The sequence below is a fragment of the Lutibacter citreus genome (assembly GCF_003260195.1).
Taxonomy (GTDB): domain Bacteria; phylum Bacteroidota; class Bacteroidia; order Flavobacteriales; family Flavobacteriaceae; genus Lutibacter; species Lutibacter citreus.
Genome location: NZ_QEIH01000005.1, coordinates 448,727 through 466,085, shown reverse-complemented (window position 1 = coordinate 466,085; position 17,359 = coordinate 448,727). Strand labels below are relative to the sequence as shown.

At 27.8% G+C, this 17,359-nt stretch carries 15 protein-coding genes and 2 tRNA genes; 10 read left to right on the top strand and 7 right to left on the bottom strand.

Annotated elements, in window-relative coordinates:
- Positions 1-12: 12 nt before the first annotated feature.
- The 4 genes from DAD81_RS12950 to DAD81_RS12935 form a co-directional block, all read right to left on the bottom strand.
- Positions 13-2,073, bottom strand: a complete 2,061-nt coding sequence (locus DAD81_RS12950) for a tetratricopeptide repeat-containing sensor histidine kinase (protein WP_111708690.1) — start codon at positions 2,071-2,073, stop codon at positions 13-15.
- 109 nt (positions 2,074-2,182) lie between these two features.
- The gene (locus DAD81_RS12945; protein WP_111708689.1) at positions 2,183-2,893 is read right to left on the bottom strand and encodes a M15 family metallopeptidase; all 711 of its coding nucleotides are present in this window, start codon (positions 2,891-2,893) and stop codon (positions 2,183-2,185) included.
- Positions 2,890-3,327: a GNAT family N-acetyltransferase gene (locus tag DAD81_RS12940; protein WP_111708688.1), complete on the bottom strand. Its 438-nt coding sequence runs from the start codon at positions 3,325-3,327 to the stop codon at positions 2,890-2,892. Before DAD81_RS12940 ends, DAD81_RS12945 begins: the two co-directional genes overlap by 4 nt.
- Positions 3,311-3,817: a GNAT family N-acetyltransferase gene (locus tag DAD81_RS12935; RefSeq protein ID WP_111708687.1), complete on the bottom strand. Its 507-nt coding sequence runs from the start codon at positions 3,815-3,817 to the stop codon at positions 3,311-3,313. The genes DAD81_RS12940 and DAD81_RS12935 overlap by 17 nt, the downstream gene beginning before the upstream one ends.
- A 35-nt stretch (positions 3,818-3,852) precedes the next feature.
- Here DAD81_RS12935 and DAD81_RS12930 point away from each other — a divergent pair, with 35 nt between their 5' ends.
- The 3 genes from DAD81_RS12930 (at position 3,853) to DAD81_RS12920 (ending at position 4,804) form a co-directional block, all read left to right on the top strand.
- On the top strand, positions 3,853-4,278 hold the full coding sequence (locus tag DAD81_RS12930; protein WP_111708686.1) for a GNAT family N-acetyltransferase: 426 nt from the start codon (positions 3,853-3,855) through the stop codon (positions 4,276-4,278).
- 58 nt (positions 4,279-4,336) lie between these two features.
- A tRNA-Gly gene (locus DAD81_RS12925) sits at positions 4,337-4,409 on the top strand.
- Positions 4,410-4,731: 322 nt separating this feature from the next.
- Positions 4,732-4,804 (top strand) — tRNA-Gly (locus DAD81_RS12920).
- A gap of 35 nt (positions 4,805-4,839) precedes the next feature.
- Here DAD81_RS12920 and DAD81_RS12915 read toward each other — a convergent pair.
- Complete coding sequence (locus DAD81_RS12915; RefSeq protein WP_111708685.1) at positions 4,840-5,481, bottom strand: rhomboid family intramembrane serine protease; 642 nt, start codon at positions 5,479-5,481, stop codon at positions 4,840-4,842.
- Positions 5,482-5,585: 104 nt separating this feature from the next.
- Between DAD81_RS12915 and DAD81_RS12910 the strand changes: the two genes are divergently transcribed.
- Positions 5,586-6,473, top strand: a complete 888-nt coding sequence (locus DAD81_RS12910; RefSeq protein ID WP_111708684.1) for a lysophospholipid acyltransferase family protein — start codon at positions 5,586-5,588, stop codon at positions 6,471-6,473.
- A gap of 255 nt (positions 6,474-6,728) precedes the next feature.
- Here the strand turns inward: DAD81_RS12910 and DAD81_RS12905 are convergent, their stop codons facing one another.
- Positions 6,729-7,559 carry a hypothetical protein gene (locus tag DAD81_RS12905; protein WP_111708746.1) on the bottom strand — a complete coding sequence of 277 codons (831 nt, stop codon included), beginning with the start codon at positions 7,557-7,559 and terminating at the stop codon, positions 6,729-6,731.
- Between the two features lie 94 nt (positions 7,560-7,653).
- Positions 7,654-9,039, bottom strand: a complete 1,386-nt coding sequence (gene glmM, locus DAD81_RS12900; protein WP_111708683.1) for a phosphoglucosamine mutase — start codon at positions 9,037-9,039, stop codon at positions 7,654-7,656.
- Between the two features lie 107 nt (positions 9,040-9,146).
- Between glmM and rlmD the strand changes: the two genes are divergently transcribed.
- The 6 genes from rlmD (at position 9,147) to DAD81_RS12870 (ending at position 17,355) form a co-directional block, all read left to right on the top strand.
- A complete protein-coding gene (gene rlmD / locus DAD81_RS12895; protein WP_111708682.1) occupies positions 9,147-10,559 on the top strand; it encodes a 23S rRNA (uracil(1939)-C(5))-methyltransferase RlmD in 1,413 nt (470 codons plus the stop codon).
- 666 nt (positions 10,560-11,225) lie between these two features.
- The gene (locus DAD81_RS12890; protein WP_111708681.1) at positions 11,226-11,936 is read left to right on the top strand and encodes a TMEM175 family protein; all 711 of its coding nucleotides are present in this window, start codon (positions 11,226-11,228) and stop codon (positions 11,934-11,936) included.
- 470 nt (positions 11,937-12,406) lie between these two features.
- Entirely contained in the window at positions 12,407-13,363 is a 957-nt protein-coding gene (locus DAD81_RS12885) for a CorA family divalent cation transporter (protein ID WP_111708680.1), read from the top strand.
- A gap of 180 nt (positions 13,364-13,543) precedes the next feature.
- A complete protein-coding gene (locus DAD81_RS12880; RefSeq protein ID WP_111708679.1) occupies positions 13,544-14,452 on the top strand; it encodes an SMP-30/gluconolactonase/LRE family protein in 909 nt (302 codons plus the stop codon).
- 308 nt (positions 14,453-14,760) lie between these two features.
- Positions 14,761-16,140, top strand: coding sequence for a family 43 glycosylhydrolase (locus DAD81_RS12875; RefSeq protein WP_111708678.1), 1,380 nt, complete (start codon positions 14,761-14,763; stop codon positions 16,138-16,140).
- A gap of 204 nt (positions 16,141-16,344) precedes the next feature.
- Entirely contained in the window at positions 16,345-17,355 is a 1,011-nt protein-coding gene (locus DAD81_RS12870) for a helix-turn-helix domain-containing protein (RefSeq protein WP_111708677.1), read from the top strand.
- Positions 17,356-17,359 lie beyond the last annotated feature (4 nt).

The window sequence follows — 17,359 nt, the reverse complement described above, 5'->3', positions numbered from 1 at the left end:
ATATATAATACTTTACTCTTCATATTTTGGTAATGAAAACTTAAATAAACTCCCTTTATTTATTGTAGATGTTACCGATATTTCTCCTCCATGTTTTTCTACAAAATCTTTACATAAAACAAGCCCTAAACCAGACCCTTGCTCATTTGCCGTACCTATCTTAGAGTCTTTACTTTCAACATTAAACAAATTACCTATAGTTTCTTCACTCATTCCTACACCTTGATCTTGTATTAAAACGTTCACACTATTTTTATCCAAAAAAGTAGAAATAGTAATACTATCTCCAGGATTGGAAAACTTAATTGAATTTGAAATTAAATTTCTTAAAATTGTACTAAGCATATTTTTATCTGCAGCAACAAACATATTATGATGCACATTATTATAAATTGAAATATCCTTATTAATTGCCTGAATTTCTAAAAGCGAAATAACATCAGCTACTTGTTTAACAATTTCTATTTTTTCAGGACTAAATTTTAAATTACCAGATTGAGAATTTGCCCAAATTAATAAGTTACTTAATAAATCTGAAGCTTTAGTAGCCGATCCCTTAATGATTTTTAAAAATTTCAATCTTTTTTCTTCATCATAATTTCTTATGTTTTCCATTAACAAATCTGTAAACCCCATAATAGAATTGAATGGGTTTTTTAAATCATGAGCAATAATTGAAAAAAACTTATCCTTTGTTTGATTGATTTTCGCTAAATTATTTGCTTGAGTTTTAATTTCATCATTCATTTTGTTTATTTGATGATTTTTAAATTCTAACAAATTATAGGCCTTTTTTATAGAAGTATGCTGAAATAATAATATAATTATTAGCACCGCAAACCCCACCATTGAAATAACCAGAAAATAATTAAATTTCTTTTCATTTTCCAACCTTAATTCTGCTAACTCACTTTTTTCTGAAAGTTCATCTATTTTAAAATTAGACTTTTCTAATTCATTTAATGTATTAAACAATTGAACCTTTTTAATCTTATCTACAGTATTAATACTATCATTTAATTTTTTACATTCTTTTAAAAATTGAAGAGACATAGATTTATCTCCCAGTTTTTCATAACCCAAAGCTAAAAAATCTAATAACTCTAATTGAATATCTAAAGACTTTTTAATTCTTGCTAACTCCAATCCTTTTTTTGCATAATGAATGGATTTTTGAAAATTTTTATTTCTAATAAATAAATCAGCTAAGTTTAAGTAAACTATTTCTTCTAACTCTGCATCATCAATTTCTTTAATAATTTTTAATGATTTAAAAAAATAAGTTTTAGCCTTATTTAGCTTACCCATAATTAAAAAACAATCACCAATATTATTATAATTTGCAGCAAAAGCATCTTTTCTATTAAGTTCTTTTTCAATTTCAATAGATTTTAAATAGAATTTTACGCCATTTAATCTATCTCCAGAATCTGCACTAACATTACCTAGGTTTGTATAGCAAGTTGAAATACCATATTTATCATCTAATTCTTCACATATCTTCAAAGCGTCAGTAAAATATCTCTTAGCAAACTCGTAATTTTCAATTTCGTAATATAAATTTCCTATGTCAATATAATTAACTGCAATTCCATTCATATCATTAAGACTTTCATAATTTTTTAAAGATTTAAAAAAATATGTTATGGCATTATTTTCTTCATATAAACTAATATAATTCGACCCAATTTTATTTTGAACCTCTGCCACATCTTTTACATCTCCTATTTCACTATAAACCTCAATAGCTTTAATATAATAAATTATTGCCTCTTTATAGCTGTCTATGCCCTGATAAAAATCACCAATCCAAAACAAACAATTTGCAATATGTAATTTAGATTTAGTGCCTTTCGCTACTACTAATGCCTTTTTATAATAAATATTTGCAGAGTCTAGTTCTTTATTATTAAAAAATACTTTTGCTTTTTCTAATAATATTTCAACTTGTAAAGTATCAATTCTTTTAATGAGTAATTTGGATGTTTTTTCATCCGGAAATGTTTTATTAGTCTGCGAAAAGACTGCAAAGGAAAAGCACACCGATAGAAAAAAAAGAATAATTCTTTTCATAGGGGGTAAATTGGGGTTAAACTGGGGTTAATAAGTGTTCGAAATTCCTTCTCTTCAGATTTTCAAATATTTACGCTACAAACGTAACACTATTTTTTAGAATATTAAATTAATCTAGTGCTGGATTAATAGATGATATATTCTCTGCAGTATAAATATTTAAAAATTTTGCATCAATATATTTCTTCCCGTTAAGTTTAGTCTTTTTATAAAAATCATCTAATTTTATTTCCTTATACTGAGATAACATACTCTTAGATAACGGCTTATAACTATAATGCCAAGGTTCATATTTAAAACCTTTTCTAATTTTATCTTTTGTATAAACCAAGTAAAACCCAAAACTTTGTGAATGATCATCCATCCATTTTTTTAATTTAGAATAAACTCCATTTCCTTCATAATTACTTTCAACTAAAATTGATTTTGGAATTTTTATTGAACCATCTATAATATCAATATCAGTTCCCCAATGGTGACGAGACGTACCAGGTAATGTTGAATATTCTACTATTTTTTCTATTGATTTTTTAGGAGAAAAACCCTGTGAAATAAATCTATTATACTTTCTATTCCAAATATTTTTCTGACTATTAAAACTTCTATATCCTGAAACAATTTTTAAATTTATTCCTTCTTTTAATGCTGCTTTTTTCATTTTTTCAAAAGCATTATACGTTTCCTTTTGCAACTTTACAGTTTTCCCAATAAATTCAATGTCTCCTTGTCCTGTTAAAGCATTAACAGAATATTTTTTTTGAGAAAAGGCAATTCCAAAAACAAGAATCGCAGACAAAAAGCAAATAAATTTTTTAATCATTCATTTAAATATTTATACATTACATAATGTTCACCAATAAGCTTTACATCAAATTTCTCACCAAAAGTTGATAATCCTTGTTTTTCATAAAACTTTACCGCAATTAAACGAGCATTACACCAAAAACATTCAATATTTAATTCTTTTAAAATTTTAAAAGCCTCTATCAGCATTAACTTCCCAGCTCCTAAACCCTGAAAATTTTCTAGAGTAGCCATTCCTCTTAATTGATATTGATTGCCTTTAAAGTTTTTGTTTTCAACTTTCATATAACTTGATACAGCTATTAATTTATCCTTTTTAAATGCTCCAAGATGAAATGTATCAATTGCATCGTCCCCATTAAACATAAAAGGTAATGGAATATTTTTTCTTAAAACTTCCTTTCTTATAGCGTAAGTATCTTTAGTCTCTATTTTAACTATTCTTATCATTTTTTATACTGTATAAAACTGCTGGTTTACCATCATATACAAAGTCTTTTTCAAATACTAAATTACATTTTTGTAATACTTTTATTGAAGCTTTATTCTTTATATAAGCTCTTCCAATTATTTTTTTAATCTTTAGTTTAGAAAATCCATATTCTACACAAGCTTTTGCAGATTCGGAAGCGTACCCTAGCCCCCAATATTTTTGAAAAAACCGAAAACCTAAATCTACTTCATAATTATCAAGCTTTAAACCACACCAACCTATAAATTCATTTGTATCTTTTAAACAAACTGCCCATCTACCATATCCATTTAACTTATAATCTGAATAATTATTTATAAACTTGTTTGCTTCATCAATATTTTTAAAAGCAGAATCACCTGTATACTTTAAAACTTCAGGATTATTATTCAAATGAAAAAAATGAACCCCATCTAAAGATTCAAATTCTCTCAAATACAACCGCTTCGTTTCTAAAATAATTTTCATAATATTGAGCTCTGCAATGCTAATTTACTATTTAAATGGAAAATATTGAAATTAAAATTATACCATCTGATAAAATTGAAATTATTCTTCCTCTTTTAGAAGAATTGAATCCGAAAATTGAAAAAAATATACTTAAAATTAGATTATTAGATATGACATCTCAAAATTATAAGTGTGTTGGAGTCTATCATTTTGATAAATTAGTTGGAATTTCGGGACTTTGGTTTTTAACAAGACTTTATTGTGGAAAAATTTTAGAGCCAGATCATGTTATAATTACTTCACAATATAGAAGCAAAGGACTGGGTAAAATCTTGTTCAATTGGATTTATAATTACGCACAAAGTATTGGTTATGAAGCTTCTGAATTAAACACTTATATCTCTAACGTGAAGTCACATGAATTCTATGAAAATGAGGGTTACAAAAAGCTAGGTTATCACTACATAAAATATTTTTAATTTTATGTAAAAAAGTCTTGCAGAAGTAAAAAAGGATTGTATATTTGCAGCACCAATTGCGAGAGTAGCTCAGTTGGTAGAGCTTCAGCCTTCCAAGCTGACTGTCGCCGGTTCGAGCCCGGTCTCTCGCTCAAAAAAAAGCCAAACATTTGTTTGGCTTTTTTTATTTCTACACTCTCTATTTAATAGTTATTTTAACTTATTTCTTATCAAGAATAAATACTATTTAAACTACAAAAATAATTACGGTAAACATACTTGAAAAAAATTCCAGACGAAAAAATAACAAAACGGGCGCCTAACCTTCAATTACCCAACTAAATACGATAGATAACCAACATTACTAAGTTCTTTTTAAATTACAAAAACAAAACCAATAATTAAAAATAGTAATAGAAACATCAATAAAGTCTTGCAGAAGTGAAAAAGGATTGTATATTTGCAGCACCAATTGCGAGAGTAGCTCAGTTGGTAGAGCTTCAGCCTTCCAAGCTGACTGTCGCCGGTTCGAGCCCGGTCTCTCGCTCAAAAAAAAGCCAAACATTTGTTTGGCTTTTTTTATTATAATTTATTTCCAAACAGTAATAAAAGTACTATTGGAACTCCCAGAATAATAACCGTAGATAAGCTTATAGTAAATACTTGAGGATATACTAATAAAATTAGTGTATAACCACCAATAGCACCTCCTATATGAGCTGAGTGACCAACATTGCCAAGTTGCTTTTTCATTCCATAAATTGAATATAATAAATACCCTATTCCAAAAATATAACCAGGAATTGGAAATGGTAATGGAAACATAAATAAACTCATATTTGGTTCCAGTAATATTGCAGCATAAATTATTCCTGCAACTGCTCCAGATGCTCCAACTGCTGTATAGTACAATTCTTTTTTATGAAAAAAAAGTGTTAATAAACTACCTGTAATTAAACTTCCAAAATAAATTATTAAAAACTTTACAATTCCAAGCTTTGCAATAATGTTTGGTGCAAATATAAAGAGAACGTACATATTTAAAATTAAATGCATATAATCTACATGCAAAAAACCTGAAGTTAACATTCTTATTTTCTCTCCCCTATTTATGGCGCCTATTTGAAATTTATATTTATCAAAAAAAAGACGATCACTAAATCCTTTAATAGATGCTATTACGTTTGCAACAATTATAATTAAAAGTATTTTATCAATATTCATTTATTACTATTTTTTGTTGTAGCGAATGTATAAAAAAATGATGATAATGATTTTAAAGTTTAATAATCATTCAAAAATTAAATACGATATTTGCAATCTATATTATGAATTTATTAGTCTACATACTTGTTTACCCTTTAATTTGGTTTTTGTCAATACTACCATTTCGTGTTTTATATTTTATATCTGACATAATTTATTTGTTATTATATTATGTAATAGGATATCGTAAAAAAGTTGTTCTACATAATTTAGAGCTTGTGTTTCCTGAAAACTCAAAAGAAAAGAATATTTTAATACGTAAGAAATTTTATCATCATTTTGTTGATGTTTTTATTGAAATGATTAAATCTTTTACGGTTTCCAAAGAAGAAGTTTTTAAACGTTATAAATTCACCAATATAGATTTTTTTACAGAGTTGTTTAAAGATGGTAAGAGTGTTATTTTAACTGGTGCACATTATGCTAATTGGGAATGGATTATGAGTTTAGAGGCTTTTGTTAAGTATAAAGGATATGCAGCCTTTACTAAAGTAAATAACCATTATTTCAACAATACTATTTTAAAGTCTAGAATTAAATTTGGTACTAGTTTAGTTCAAACTTCAAAAATTATTTCTGAAATGAAAAATAACAAAAAAAATAATATTCAATCTATATATGGCTTGCTTAGTGATCAATCACCTCAACTTAAAAAAACCTATTATTGGGGTGAATTTTTAGGTGTAAAAAATGTTCCAATTCATACTGGTTCTGAAATGCTAGCCAAACGTTTTGATATGAATGTTGTTTTTATGAACACTAAAAAAGTAAAACGAGGCTATTATGAAACTACTTTTAGTTTAATTACTGATAATGCCACTGCGTATGATGATTATAAGCTAACTGATATATTTTCAGATTTGGTTGAAAAACAAGTAAGAAATCAACCTGAATATTATTTTTGGACACACAAGCGCTTTAAACATAAAGATAAAGCTCCTAAAGTTTAATTTCTTCTGCCCTGCTATTCATATAATGACAATTGTAACTTATTATAAATGCAGTTTTTACAAAATTATGCATCTATTTACTTTAATGTGGAAACACTTCGTTGTAACCAACTTATATTAATCTTTGGAACAATCTTTCAAAAAGACTCGTGTAATCTGTAATTCTGAATGTATTCTATAACAAAATGAAGAATCTTAGATTTAGCAATCAGTAAGATTCTTCATTATTGATTAAAATAATAGCTTATATAATTATTATTTTGAAATATTAAATCTAGCTCCAAATACATACATATTTTCTAAAAAAGTAAAATGCTGAGAAGCTGAGTCACTATTACTTTTTGTAGTTCTAATATCACCCATATTTATATATCCAACCTTTAAATTAGATTGAATAAAAAAGTATTTGAAAAAAGTTAAGTTTAATCCTACGTGCGCAGAAACTCCATAACCAGAAACGTGAAAATCATCATGACGTTCTTTTCCTAACAACTTTGTATTTGTTTTTGGATACAATAAACCAACTCCTACTCCTTCGGTTAAGTTAATATCAATATTTTTAATTGGAAATTTTAACCAGTTATCTAAATTATCAAATCTACTCACTTCAACATTTACATAGTTTAAACCATCGGTATGTTCAAAGGTTAAGAAATCTTCTGTTAAATTTATATTATTTCCTGTTGAAGTATAAATTTTACTTCCTAATGGTAAATCTCCATTAAATTTTACAGTTTGATTATTTGTCATTACGTATTTCATATGATCTACACCTATAGCAACAGTATAGTTTTCTTTGAAAAAATAACCAATTCTAAAATTTGTTTGAGGAATAGTAACCTCATCTGGTTTAAAATAATAAATTCCAAAAGGCTTTGGCTTATCCTTTGCTGCAACATCAGATAATGTGAAATTATAATTATCTCCTTTAAATGTAATATCCGAATTACTAAAATGACCTCTATTCCAACCCCAATAAGCAAACATTTTCCCTTTGTTAGCGCCCGCATCATTATAATTAATTTCTTCTTGAGAATAACCTGCAATTGATAACAACACTAAAAGTGTTGTAAATATATTTTTCATTTGTTTAAATTTTATTTTAATAAGGTGACACATTTTGTTTATTATTAGCCATACCAATACGTGCCAAAATTAGACATGCCCGTTTCATAAAACTTTATTTTGAAATTTCTTTAATTTCATTAATAACCCTAACAGCCAATTCATCTGCATTTACTTGAGATGTACTTTCTGTATATATTCTAATAATTGGTTCAGTATTAGATTTTCTTAAATGTACCCACTCACTTTCAAAATTAATTTTAACACCATCTATAGTTATTACATCTTCATTTGAATATTTAGCAGCCATTTGTTCTAAAATAGCATCTACATCAATTTCTGGTGTTAATTCAATTTTATTCTTACTCATAAAATAACTTGGGTAACTATCTCTTAATTCTTTACAGCTTATTTTAAGATTTGCTAAATGTGACAAAAACAATGCAACACCAACCAATGAATCTCTACCATAATGCGATTCTGGATAAATAATCCCACCGTTTCCCTCACCACCAATAATAGCATCTGAAGCTTTCATTAATTCAACCACATTCACCTCTCCTACTGCACTTGCTTGATAGTTGCCACCGTGTTTTTCAGTAATATCCCTTAAAGCTCTTGAAGATGATAAATTAGAAACTGTATTCCCTTTAGTTTTACCAAGCACATAATCTGCACAAGCAACCAATGTATATTCTTCACCAAACATAGATCCGTCTTCACTTACAATTGCCAAACGATCTACATCAGGATCCACAACAATCCCTAAATGGGCTTTTTCTTTAACTACCAATTCCGAAATATCAGTTAAATGTTCTTTTAAAGGTTCTGGATTGTGAGGAAATTGTCCGTTTGGTTCACAATACAATTCTATACATTCTACCCCTAATCTTTCTAACAAAGCTGGTATGGCAATTCCTCCTGTAGAATTTACCGCATCAACAACCACTTTAAAGTTTGCTTTTTTAATAGCTTCAACATCCACTAATTTTAAAGCTAAAACTTCTTTAATATGTTTATTTATGTATCCTTGTTTCTTTCTATAGTTTCCTAAATCATCTACTTCAGAAAACAAATAAGCATCATCTTTGGCAATTTCTAATACTTTTTCTCCTGCCTCTCCATTTAAAAATTCACCTTTACCATTTAATAGTTTTAGCGCATTCCATTGTTTTGGATTGTGACTCGCTGTGATAATTATACCTCCATCAGCACCATCCATTTGCACCGCAACTTCAACCGTTGGTGTGGTAGATAAGCCAATATCGTTTACATTAATGCCTAATCCAACTAGTGTATTACAAACTAAACTACTAACCATTTTACCCGATATACGAGCATCTCTACCTACAACTACCGTTAATTTTTCTTTATTTGTTTGAGATTTAAGCCACATACCATATGCTGCTGCAAATTTTACAGTATCAATTGGTGTTAAATTTGTTGCTACTGTCCCTCCTATTGTTCCTCTTATTCCTGAAATTGATTTTATTAAAGCCATATGTAAATTTAAGTGTGCCAAAGTTAATTTATATTGCTCATTATTAAAATAAAAAAGGCATCCAATTTAAGATGTGTTTTTTTCTATATAAATAGTACATTTGCAAAATGGCAAGAAGAAAAACACCACTCATTTTTGAGAATATAGAAGTAATAGATGCAGGAGCAAGAGGTAAAACTGTAGCGAAGGCCCCAGACGGACGTGTTATTTTTTTAACAAACACTGTACCTGGTGATGTTGTTGATATTAGAACCGGAAAAAAGAGAAAAGCTTATTTTGAAGGTACAGCCATAAAATTTCATAAACTTTCAGACAAACGTACTGAACCTGTTTGCGAACATTTTGAACACTGCGGTGGTTGCAAATGGCAAAATATGGGCTATGAACACCAATTAGCTTATAAAGAAAAGGAAGTTACCAATAACTTAATTAGAATTGGACATTTAGAATTGCCAAAGGTTACACCTATTTTAGGTTGTGAAAAACAATATTTCTATAGAAATAAAATGGAATTTTCTTTTTCAAATAGTAGATGGCTAACGTTGGAAGAAATAAATTCAGATGAAGAAATTGATAACCGAAATGCTTGTGGTTTTCATATTTCTGGAATGTGGGATAAAATTTTAGATGTTACTAAATGTCATTTACAAGAAGATCCTTCAAACGACATTCGTAATTTTATAAAAAATTACGGAATTGAAAACGGATTGGAATTTTACAATCCAAGAGAACAATCTGGTTTATTACGTACTATTATGTTACGAACTTCTTCAACAGGAGAAATAATGGTGGTAATTCAATTTTTTAAAGAAGATAAAGAAAAAAGAGAAGGTTTATTAAATGCTCTTGAAGCTAAATTCCCTGAAATCACATCTTTACAATATGTAATTAACGGAAAAGGAAACGATACTTTATACGATCAGAATATTATATTATTTAAAGGTAGAGATCATATTTTTGAAGAAATGGAAGGGTTAAAATTTAAAATTGGACCAAAATCATTTTATCAAACAAATTCTACCCAAGCATATGAATTGTATAAAATAACACGTGATTTCGCAAATTTATCTGGAAACGAAACTGTATACGATTTTTATACAGGAACTGGAACCATTGCTCAGTTTGTTGCTAAAAAAGCAAAAAAGGTAATTGGTGTTGAATCTGTTCCTGAAGCAATTGAAGATGCAAAATTAAATGCAAAATTTAATAACATAGATAATGTTGAGTTTTATGCTGGTGATATGAAAGATGTTTTTAACAATGCCTTTATTGCTAAGCACGGTCAGCCAGATGTAATAATAACAGATCCGCCAAGAGACGGAATGCATAAAAATGTGGTTAACAAAATATTAGAAATTGCACCTAAACGTATTGTTTATGTAAGTTGTAATTCTGCTACCCAAGCACGTGATTTATCTTTAATGAAAGACCAATACAACATTATTAAAACACAAGCTGTTGATATGTTTCCACAAACACACCATGTAGAGAATGTTGTTTTACTTGAGCTAAAAGCTTAAACAAATCACTTATATTAAAAAACTATTTAATAAACCTCAATTTCTCATAATTTACTGAGAGATTGAGGTTTAATAATTCTGTTTAAATCACCTTATATTTTTGTTAATAAGTTCTGTTAATTATACAAAAAATCATCAATCATATTTATCGAAATAATTAAATTTACGTGTTATTACAATTTTATTCCAAAAAGGGCTATACTATTGAATTTATTTTCAATTTGCCCTTATGGAATAAGACCTTCACTACTTTTTACTCTACAAATTTAAAAAGGCAAAAGTTTATTTTATTAGGATATAGAAAGTTAAATACTTACAAAATAAACTATGAGAACTTATTCACGCTTTTAACTTTAATATATTTATATCTTTTACAATTAATTCAAAAGAAAAACACCATTTAAAAGTTACGAAAATGCGAGAGCATAAATTGATTTTTTTAAACAATATTTTATACACCTGAAAATTACGTTTTCAAAAAAGCTCCTACTCTAACTTAATCTTTCATTGAAAAATTTATACTCAAAACAACAGAGGAACTTACCCTACAATGTTAATATTAAAAGAAATAATCTTTTCAAAATTTAGATTTATATAAAACTTAACCTAAATCTTATTATATTGAAGTTTAAATATTTTAGAGTTTATAGAATTCAAAAAACAATTATGACTAAATCTGAAAGTAAACAAACAAATCTCTCGAGTAGTGAAGATTTTAAGATGCGTGGAACTCAAATTACTAGGTTAGAAACATTTATGGATGCCGCATTTGCTTTTGCAATGACTATGTTAGTTATTTCTGTGGGAACAATACCTAAAAATTATCCCGAATTAATAATTTCATTAAAAGAAATTCCGGCATTTGTGTGTAGCTTTTTTATCATAATGACTTTTTGGTTAAGCCATAGAACCTGGAGCAGAAGATATGGTTTGGAAGATAAGAATACCATTTTTTTAAGTATTAGTTTAATATTTATTTTACTTATATATATGTATCCACTTCGGTTAATTTTCTCCAATCTTTTTGCTTGGTTAAGTAATGGGTGGTTTCCTTCAACATTTGAAGTTAAAAGCAAAAGTGAACTAATTGGATTATTTGTTATTTACGGTATTGGCCTTTTTGCAATGGCAGGAATAATATCACTTTTGTACTTACGCGCATACTCTAAAAGAATTTTTCTGAAATTGAATAAATTTGAAGTTCATAAAACAAAAAATAAAATTACCCTATTGGCAGCGGTTTCCTTTACTGGGTTAGTTGCTACTTTTTTAGCCCTTATATTATCTGAAAATTTAGCCTTATGGTCTGTTTTAACCTATCTCACCATTCCAATAACTGTTACTTTTATCAATCGGTTTTATAAAAAAAATAAATAATACTTATTTTAGGAGTACAAATAACACCAATACCTTGTATGATTATTTTTTAGCCATATTCAATTCAAGCGTACGAGTTGTAATCTTGTAAATTATTAAAGGTTTTAGCCATTACTAATGTTTATTAGGTACTTGCCCCTATTGATTAATTCCTTATTTTCGTAAGGAAAATAAATCCATATTGGGTATGCAAAACATATAAAAACATTGCTCGTTTGTTCTAAACAAAAGTTCTGTGATATTAATTAAAGTCTGCTAAATATAAAATTTAGTGATTAGTAAAAGATAAAAAAACAATTTCTAACCTAGACCTGAGGATTTTCACAAAAAAACATTTTACACAAAAGATTGGAAATACAAACACATTATATTTAGATATACAAAAAAGGTGTTTTAAAAAACGCTTGTTTTAGTATATTAAATTGTAGTCATAATTTAAGACTAACCATTTTTAAACAACTGTAAAGATTATGATAGAATTATATTTGAAAAGTAACAAATTAGAAAAACTAAATTTAGTAAGCGAAATCAAGTATAAGGCTAAAGACATATTTAATGTTCGTATAATTGATTTTACTGAAAAAGAATTAAATAATATTTCTGATAAATTTGGTATTGACTTATCAATTTTTAATCAAAAGGGAGATATTGAAATAAGTTCTCATTACTTAAAATTATCCGACCAATTATCTTTTAATTTTTCAATACCCAATTACAATTCAAATACATTATTTAAAGAAGAGGAAATATTTATAATAATAAAAAACCAAGTAGTCTATTACTTTTTAACTTCATACATTGATAAAAATTTCATAAATCTATCAAAAACTAGATATGACTTAAGTAGTATAAATTTTAATTCTCATTTAGAACATTTTGTATTTCAAATAGGTATTATTTCAGATTATTATGCAGATTTGACAGAAATAATAACGAAAGAAATAAAACAATTTTATGAAGATATTTTAAATTCAAAAGATTTTATTTCAAAAGATTTAAATTTAATAATGATTTTAAATTATAATAATCTATTGATAAAAGAATCAATCAGTAATTTTCAAAGAATCCTAGTTTTACTAAAACAAAACAAATTTGAAGAAAAGACAATAACAAGTAAAATAAATTTAGAACTTAATGATATTTCAGTAATTTCAGACCACATTCAATTTAATTTTAATAGGCTAGATGATTTAAAGGAAAATATAAATAGTAAAATTGATTTAGAACAAAATAGTATATTTAGAACATTAACAATTATTACCGTATGCATCTCTTTACCAACACTTATTGCTGGAATTTACGGAATGAATTTTAAAAACATACCTGAACTAGAATGGAAGTTTGGATATCCAATAGCTATAGGATTAATGATATTATGCTTCATAATTGCAATTGTTTATTTTAAAAATAAAAAATGGATTAAATGAGATTATAAAAAAATTGTAACAACTAAATTTGTTCCATAAAACTATAATTAATTAACTTTATTACACAAAACTTACAATCGGAAAATTACAATTCTAAAACAACTAAAAAGTTCCATCTATATTTAGTTTAATATAACTTTATAGCATAATTTAATTTTAAAAAATCTATTCCATATAAATATGAATCGTATTGTCTTTATGTTTGTTGCTTGTTTTTTGGGTTCTATTATGCTTTTAAGAGCACAAATCCCCAAATTGGACTGGCCCATAGAAACCGTATCTGAAGGTTATGGCTTTACAGAAGGTCCGGCTTTAGCAATTGATGGAACACTTTTTTTCTCAGATATGGACAACGGAAAAATCATCAAGTTTAATCCCCTTACCAACAATACTAAGGTTTGGCAAAACCAAAGTGGTAGATCAAATGGACTCTTTATAAAAAATAATTATCTCTACGCTTGTGAGGCTCTTGGAAGATCTATAGTCAGATACAATCTTAAATTAGGTCCAAAATCACGAGAAGTATTAGTTAGCACCTATAAAGGAGACAGTTTAGGTTCTCCCAATGATATTACAGTGACAGATCAAACCATATTTTTTAGCGAATTTTGGCTACAAAACATTCATAAAGATACAGGAACAACACGTCAGATTTTTCAAAACCGTGTCTATTCTTTTAATATGAAAAACAAACACTTAGATACCCTTAAATTCGATTTTATAAGCCCAAACGGTATAGCAATTTCTCCAAAAGGGAGTAGACTTTTTATTGGGGATAGAAGCAATAAACTTTACCATGCAAAAATTAAAAAGGGAAAGATAGGGAAGCTAAAACTCTTTGCCGATATTGGAAAAATGGGATTTCAAAGTCCTGATGGTATGGCTATAGCAAAAGATGGAAAGGTTTTTCTAGCTTTATACAAATCAGATCTTTTGTTGGTCTTAAGCTCCGATGGAAGCGCTATAGGTACCATCTCTACTGGACCACTTACGTCTAATTGTATTTTAGCAGCCGATGGAAAAACACTTTATATTACTGCCGATAAAAAATTGAAACGGGTCAATGTCCCTATAATAAATTCAAAATAAAAACATTTCTAAAAACCTGCCGTCTACAACAACAATTCCATTGAAGGTTTTCAGTATTCCAAAGCTTTCCTTTTCCTTCAAAAATATTTCATCATATGTTAAAATCAATCCGTTATTAACAAATGGTTACTCATTAGTTTTTAATTTTAAAGTTCAGTTATCTTGCTAATGTAATTTTTTTCGATAAATATTTTCGCTAAATTTAAGTATCTACAAATGTTTTATTTGCTAAATTAGTAGTTTAAAAATCATTGAAAACCATACGCAAAATAGTTAGTATATTTTATCTAACTTATAAAACAATTTATATGAAACATTCTTTAATAACCTTGAGTTTATCAATCATTTTATTTTACGCCTGTAGCACTAAAGAAAAAACAGCTGAAAATAAGATTCCTGGTTACAACCCAAGTGCTATTTCAGTTAACTCTATTGCTCCGGACCGAGGACTTGCTGATCCACATGTTATTATTGTAGGTGATAGTATATACGCTATGTGTGGACACGATCGTGATTGGAATATTGTTGATTTTTGTAGAATGGATCATTGGGAACTTTGGGCTTCTAACAACCTTACAGATTGGGATCACAAACTAAATATTTTACCAACTCAAACCTATATTGGAAATCAAGACAATTGTTGGGCAGGCGACCTTGCTACTAAAGATGGTAAATATTACTGGTACTTTTCAAATCGTAACTTTAATACTGGGGTTATGGAAGCTCCTACAATGAATGGACCTTGGAAAGATGCTTTAGGAAAACCTCTTTTACCTGATTCCCTTACCCCTACAAAGTCTTACGACCCAGAAGTTTACGAAGAAAACGGAGTATATAATATCATTTTTGGTGCTGGACAATATTACATTGCCACACTGGGAGATGATATGGTTTCCTTAGCAGATAAACCACAAAAACTAATGGTGCTAAATGATGATGGCTCCAGAAAACCAACTGGAGATAAACCTGCAATTTTTAAGCGTGGTGAATGGTATTATCTATTTTGGGGTAATAAATATTCTATGTCTAAGAACTTAAAAGGACCTTACACATTTAAAGGTGATTATATAGATGGTGGTCATGGTAGTGCGTTTGTTTGGAAAGATCAATGGTATAGCATTCAGGAAAATCACGAAACCAATGCCTTTTATCGTGGTGTACAAATAAGACCTCTATATTTTAACAATGATAATACAGTTTATATTCCTGAAAATAATTTTGAATACCCTTTACCTGGGCGTACATATAACTTTAAATATACTACACAAGGTTGGAGAAGTGAAAAAGGAACTGACCTAATACGAAATGAAGAACCTGTTTATATTTATGGTAAATCAGAGTCTAAAGGAGCTATTATTGCTACAACACCATTTATTCATACTCCAATTTATTTATGTAATCAGGTAAAAATTGTTACTAAAAATATAAGTGGAACTAATTCTATTAAATTAGCCTTAAACGGATACGATGATCCAACCCGCTTTACACGTGTTGCACCTCAGAAAGTTGATTGGAGCTCCGAAGAATGGGTTTCTTCTAAAGTTGAAGTTACTGATGAATGGCAAGAAATTATCATTCCTTTATCACAATTTAAAACACGAAAAAAACATCTTCATCAATTAGCTATTCAACCTGTACCTAGTAAAACAAATGCAGATTGGATAATTAAAAGTGTAATTGTTGAATAGCTAAAAAACTGGTTCTATTTTACATTTTTCTTTTAACAAACTTGTAAAAATACTTAGGAGATTTTCTATATGGTTTTTATTTACTAAATTGGTTTTTTAAAAATTTATATTAACAATACAAAAACTCGTTGGATCATAAAAAATTAAACTAATTTGACAACTACATTACTGATTAATGACATTGGAAAAATCATTGTTTTTTTAATGATATTATTATCCATTTTTTTAATTACTGTAAAATCTACCAAGAAACTATCTAACTATTTATTTGCTGCATTTCTTTTAGTTACAGCTTTTCATTTTTCAGGAATGTTTCTATTAAAAATTCCTAATAACACTTTAAATAGCTTAAAAATAGCATCTGTTTTACTTCAAATGCCATTATACTATTTATATGTAAAATCAGTTTGTTATTTTAATTTTAAACTAGAAAGAAAGCACCTTTTACATACACTTCTGTTTATCGGTTTATTTATTGTACTATTTGTAACCCAAGTTTCTGAAAAAAGCTATGATATTTTTCAAATTATAGCTAAAGTGCAATATTACTATTATATAATCGCTGTCTTTTTTACATTGAGTCATTTTAAAAAACTGTATCAAGAAAATTATGCCACCAACCATAAAATAATCCATAAATGGTTGTTTCAAATTACCATTTTATTTTTAATAGGAAATTGTTTTGTACTATTCAGATCTTTTTTGCTTCCAGAGCAAAACAGCGTTATGTTGGCAAACATAAACTTACTAATAAGTATTTTTGCTTTATTTGTTATTTGTTGGTTTGTTTTAAAAGCTTTATATCAACCAAAATTATTTTTAGGAATTGACAAAAATTTAACCACAATTAAAACTGTTAAAAACTTAACTGCAGAAACGGAACAAACATTACAATTACTTTCTGAATATCTAACTACCGAAAAACCCTATTTAGACCCAGAACTTAGTTTGCAAAAATTAGCAATAGGTTTAAACCTTCCAGAAAAACAACTTTCGCAACTCATTAATAAACATATTGGAAAACATTTTTTTGATTATATTAATGAATTTAGAATTAATGATGCTAAAACTCTTTTAAAAGATCAACCTCACTTAACCGTTTTAGAAATACTTTATAAAATAGGTTTTAATTCAAAATCATCGTTTTATACAGCTTTTAAAAAAGAAACCCATCAAACGCCTACCGCATATAGAAAATCAGCAGAACTAGGATAGTCCG

Excerpts from the sequence above, each read along its gene's own strand:
- DAD81_RS12950 (WP_111708690.1), bottom strand. The coding sequence starts at position 2,073 with ATGAAAAGAATTATTCTTTTTTTTCTATCGGTGTGCTTTTCCTTTGCA.
- DAD81_RS12945 (WP_111708689.1), bottom strand. The coding sequence starts at position 2,893 with ATGATTAAAAAATTTATTTGCTTTTTGTCTGCGATTCTTGTTTTTGGA.
- DAD81_RS12940 (WP_111708688.1), bottom strand. The coding sequence starts at position 3,327 with ATGATAAGAATAGTTAAAATAGAGACTAAAGATACTTACGCTATAAGA.
- DAD81_RS12935 (WP_111708687.1), bottom strand. The coding sequence starts at position 3,817 with ATGAAAATTATTTTAGAAACGAAGCGGTTGTATTTGAGAGAATTTGAA.
- DAD81_RS12930 (WP_111708686.1), top strand. The coding sequence starts at position 3,853 with ATGGAAAATATTGAAATTAAAATTATACCATCTGATAAAATTGAAATT.
- DAD81_RS12915 (WP_111708685.1), bottom strand. The coding sequence starts at position 5,481 with ATGAATATTGATAAAATACTTTTAATTATAATTGTTGCAAACGTAATA.
- DAD81_RS12910 (WP_111708684.1), top strand. The coding sequence starts at position 5,586 with ATGAATTTATTAGTCTACATACTTGTTTACCCTTTAATTTGGTTTTTG.
- DAD81_RS12905 (WP_111708746.1), bottom strand. The coding sequence starts at position 7,559 with ATGAAAAATATATTTACAACACTTTTAGTGTTGTTATCAATTGCAGGT.
- glmM (WP_111708683.1), bottom strand. The coding sequence starts at position 9,039 with ATGGCTTTAATAAAATCAATTTCAGGAATAAGAGGAACAATAGGAGGG.
- rlmD (WP_111708682.1), top strand. The coding sequence starts at position 9,147 with ATGGCAAGAAGAAAAACACCACTCATTTTTGAGAATATAGAAGTAATA.
- DAD81_RS12890 (WP_111708681.1), top strand. The coding sequence starts at position 11,226 with ATGACTAAATCTGAAAGTAAACAAACAAATCTCTCGAGTAGTGAAGAT.
- DAD81_RS12885 (WP_111708680.1), top strand. The coding sequence starts at position 12,407 with ATGATAGAATTATATTTGAAAAGTAACAAATTAGAAAAACTAAATTTA.
- DAD81_RS12880 (WP_111708679.1), top strand. The coding sequence starts at position 13,544 with ATGAATCGTATTGTCTTTATGTTTGTTGCTTGTTTTTTGGGTTCTATT.
- DAD81_RS12875 (WP_111708678.1), top strand. The coding sequence starts at position 14,761 with ATGAAACATTCTTTAATAACCTTGAGTTTATCAATCATTTTATTTTAC.
- DAD81_RS12870 (WP_111708677.1), top strand. The coding sequence starts at position 16,345 with ATGATATTATTATCCATTTTTTTAATTACTGTAAAATCTACCAAGAAA.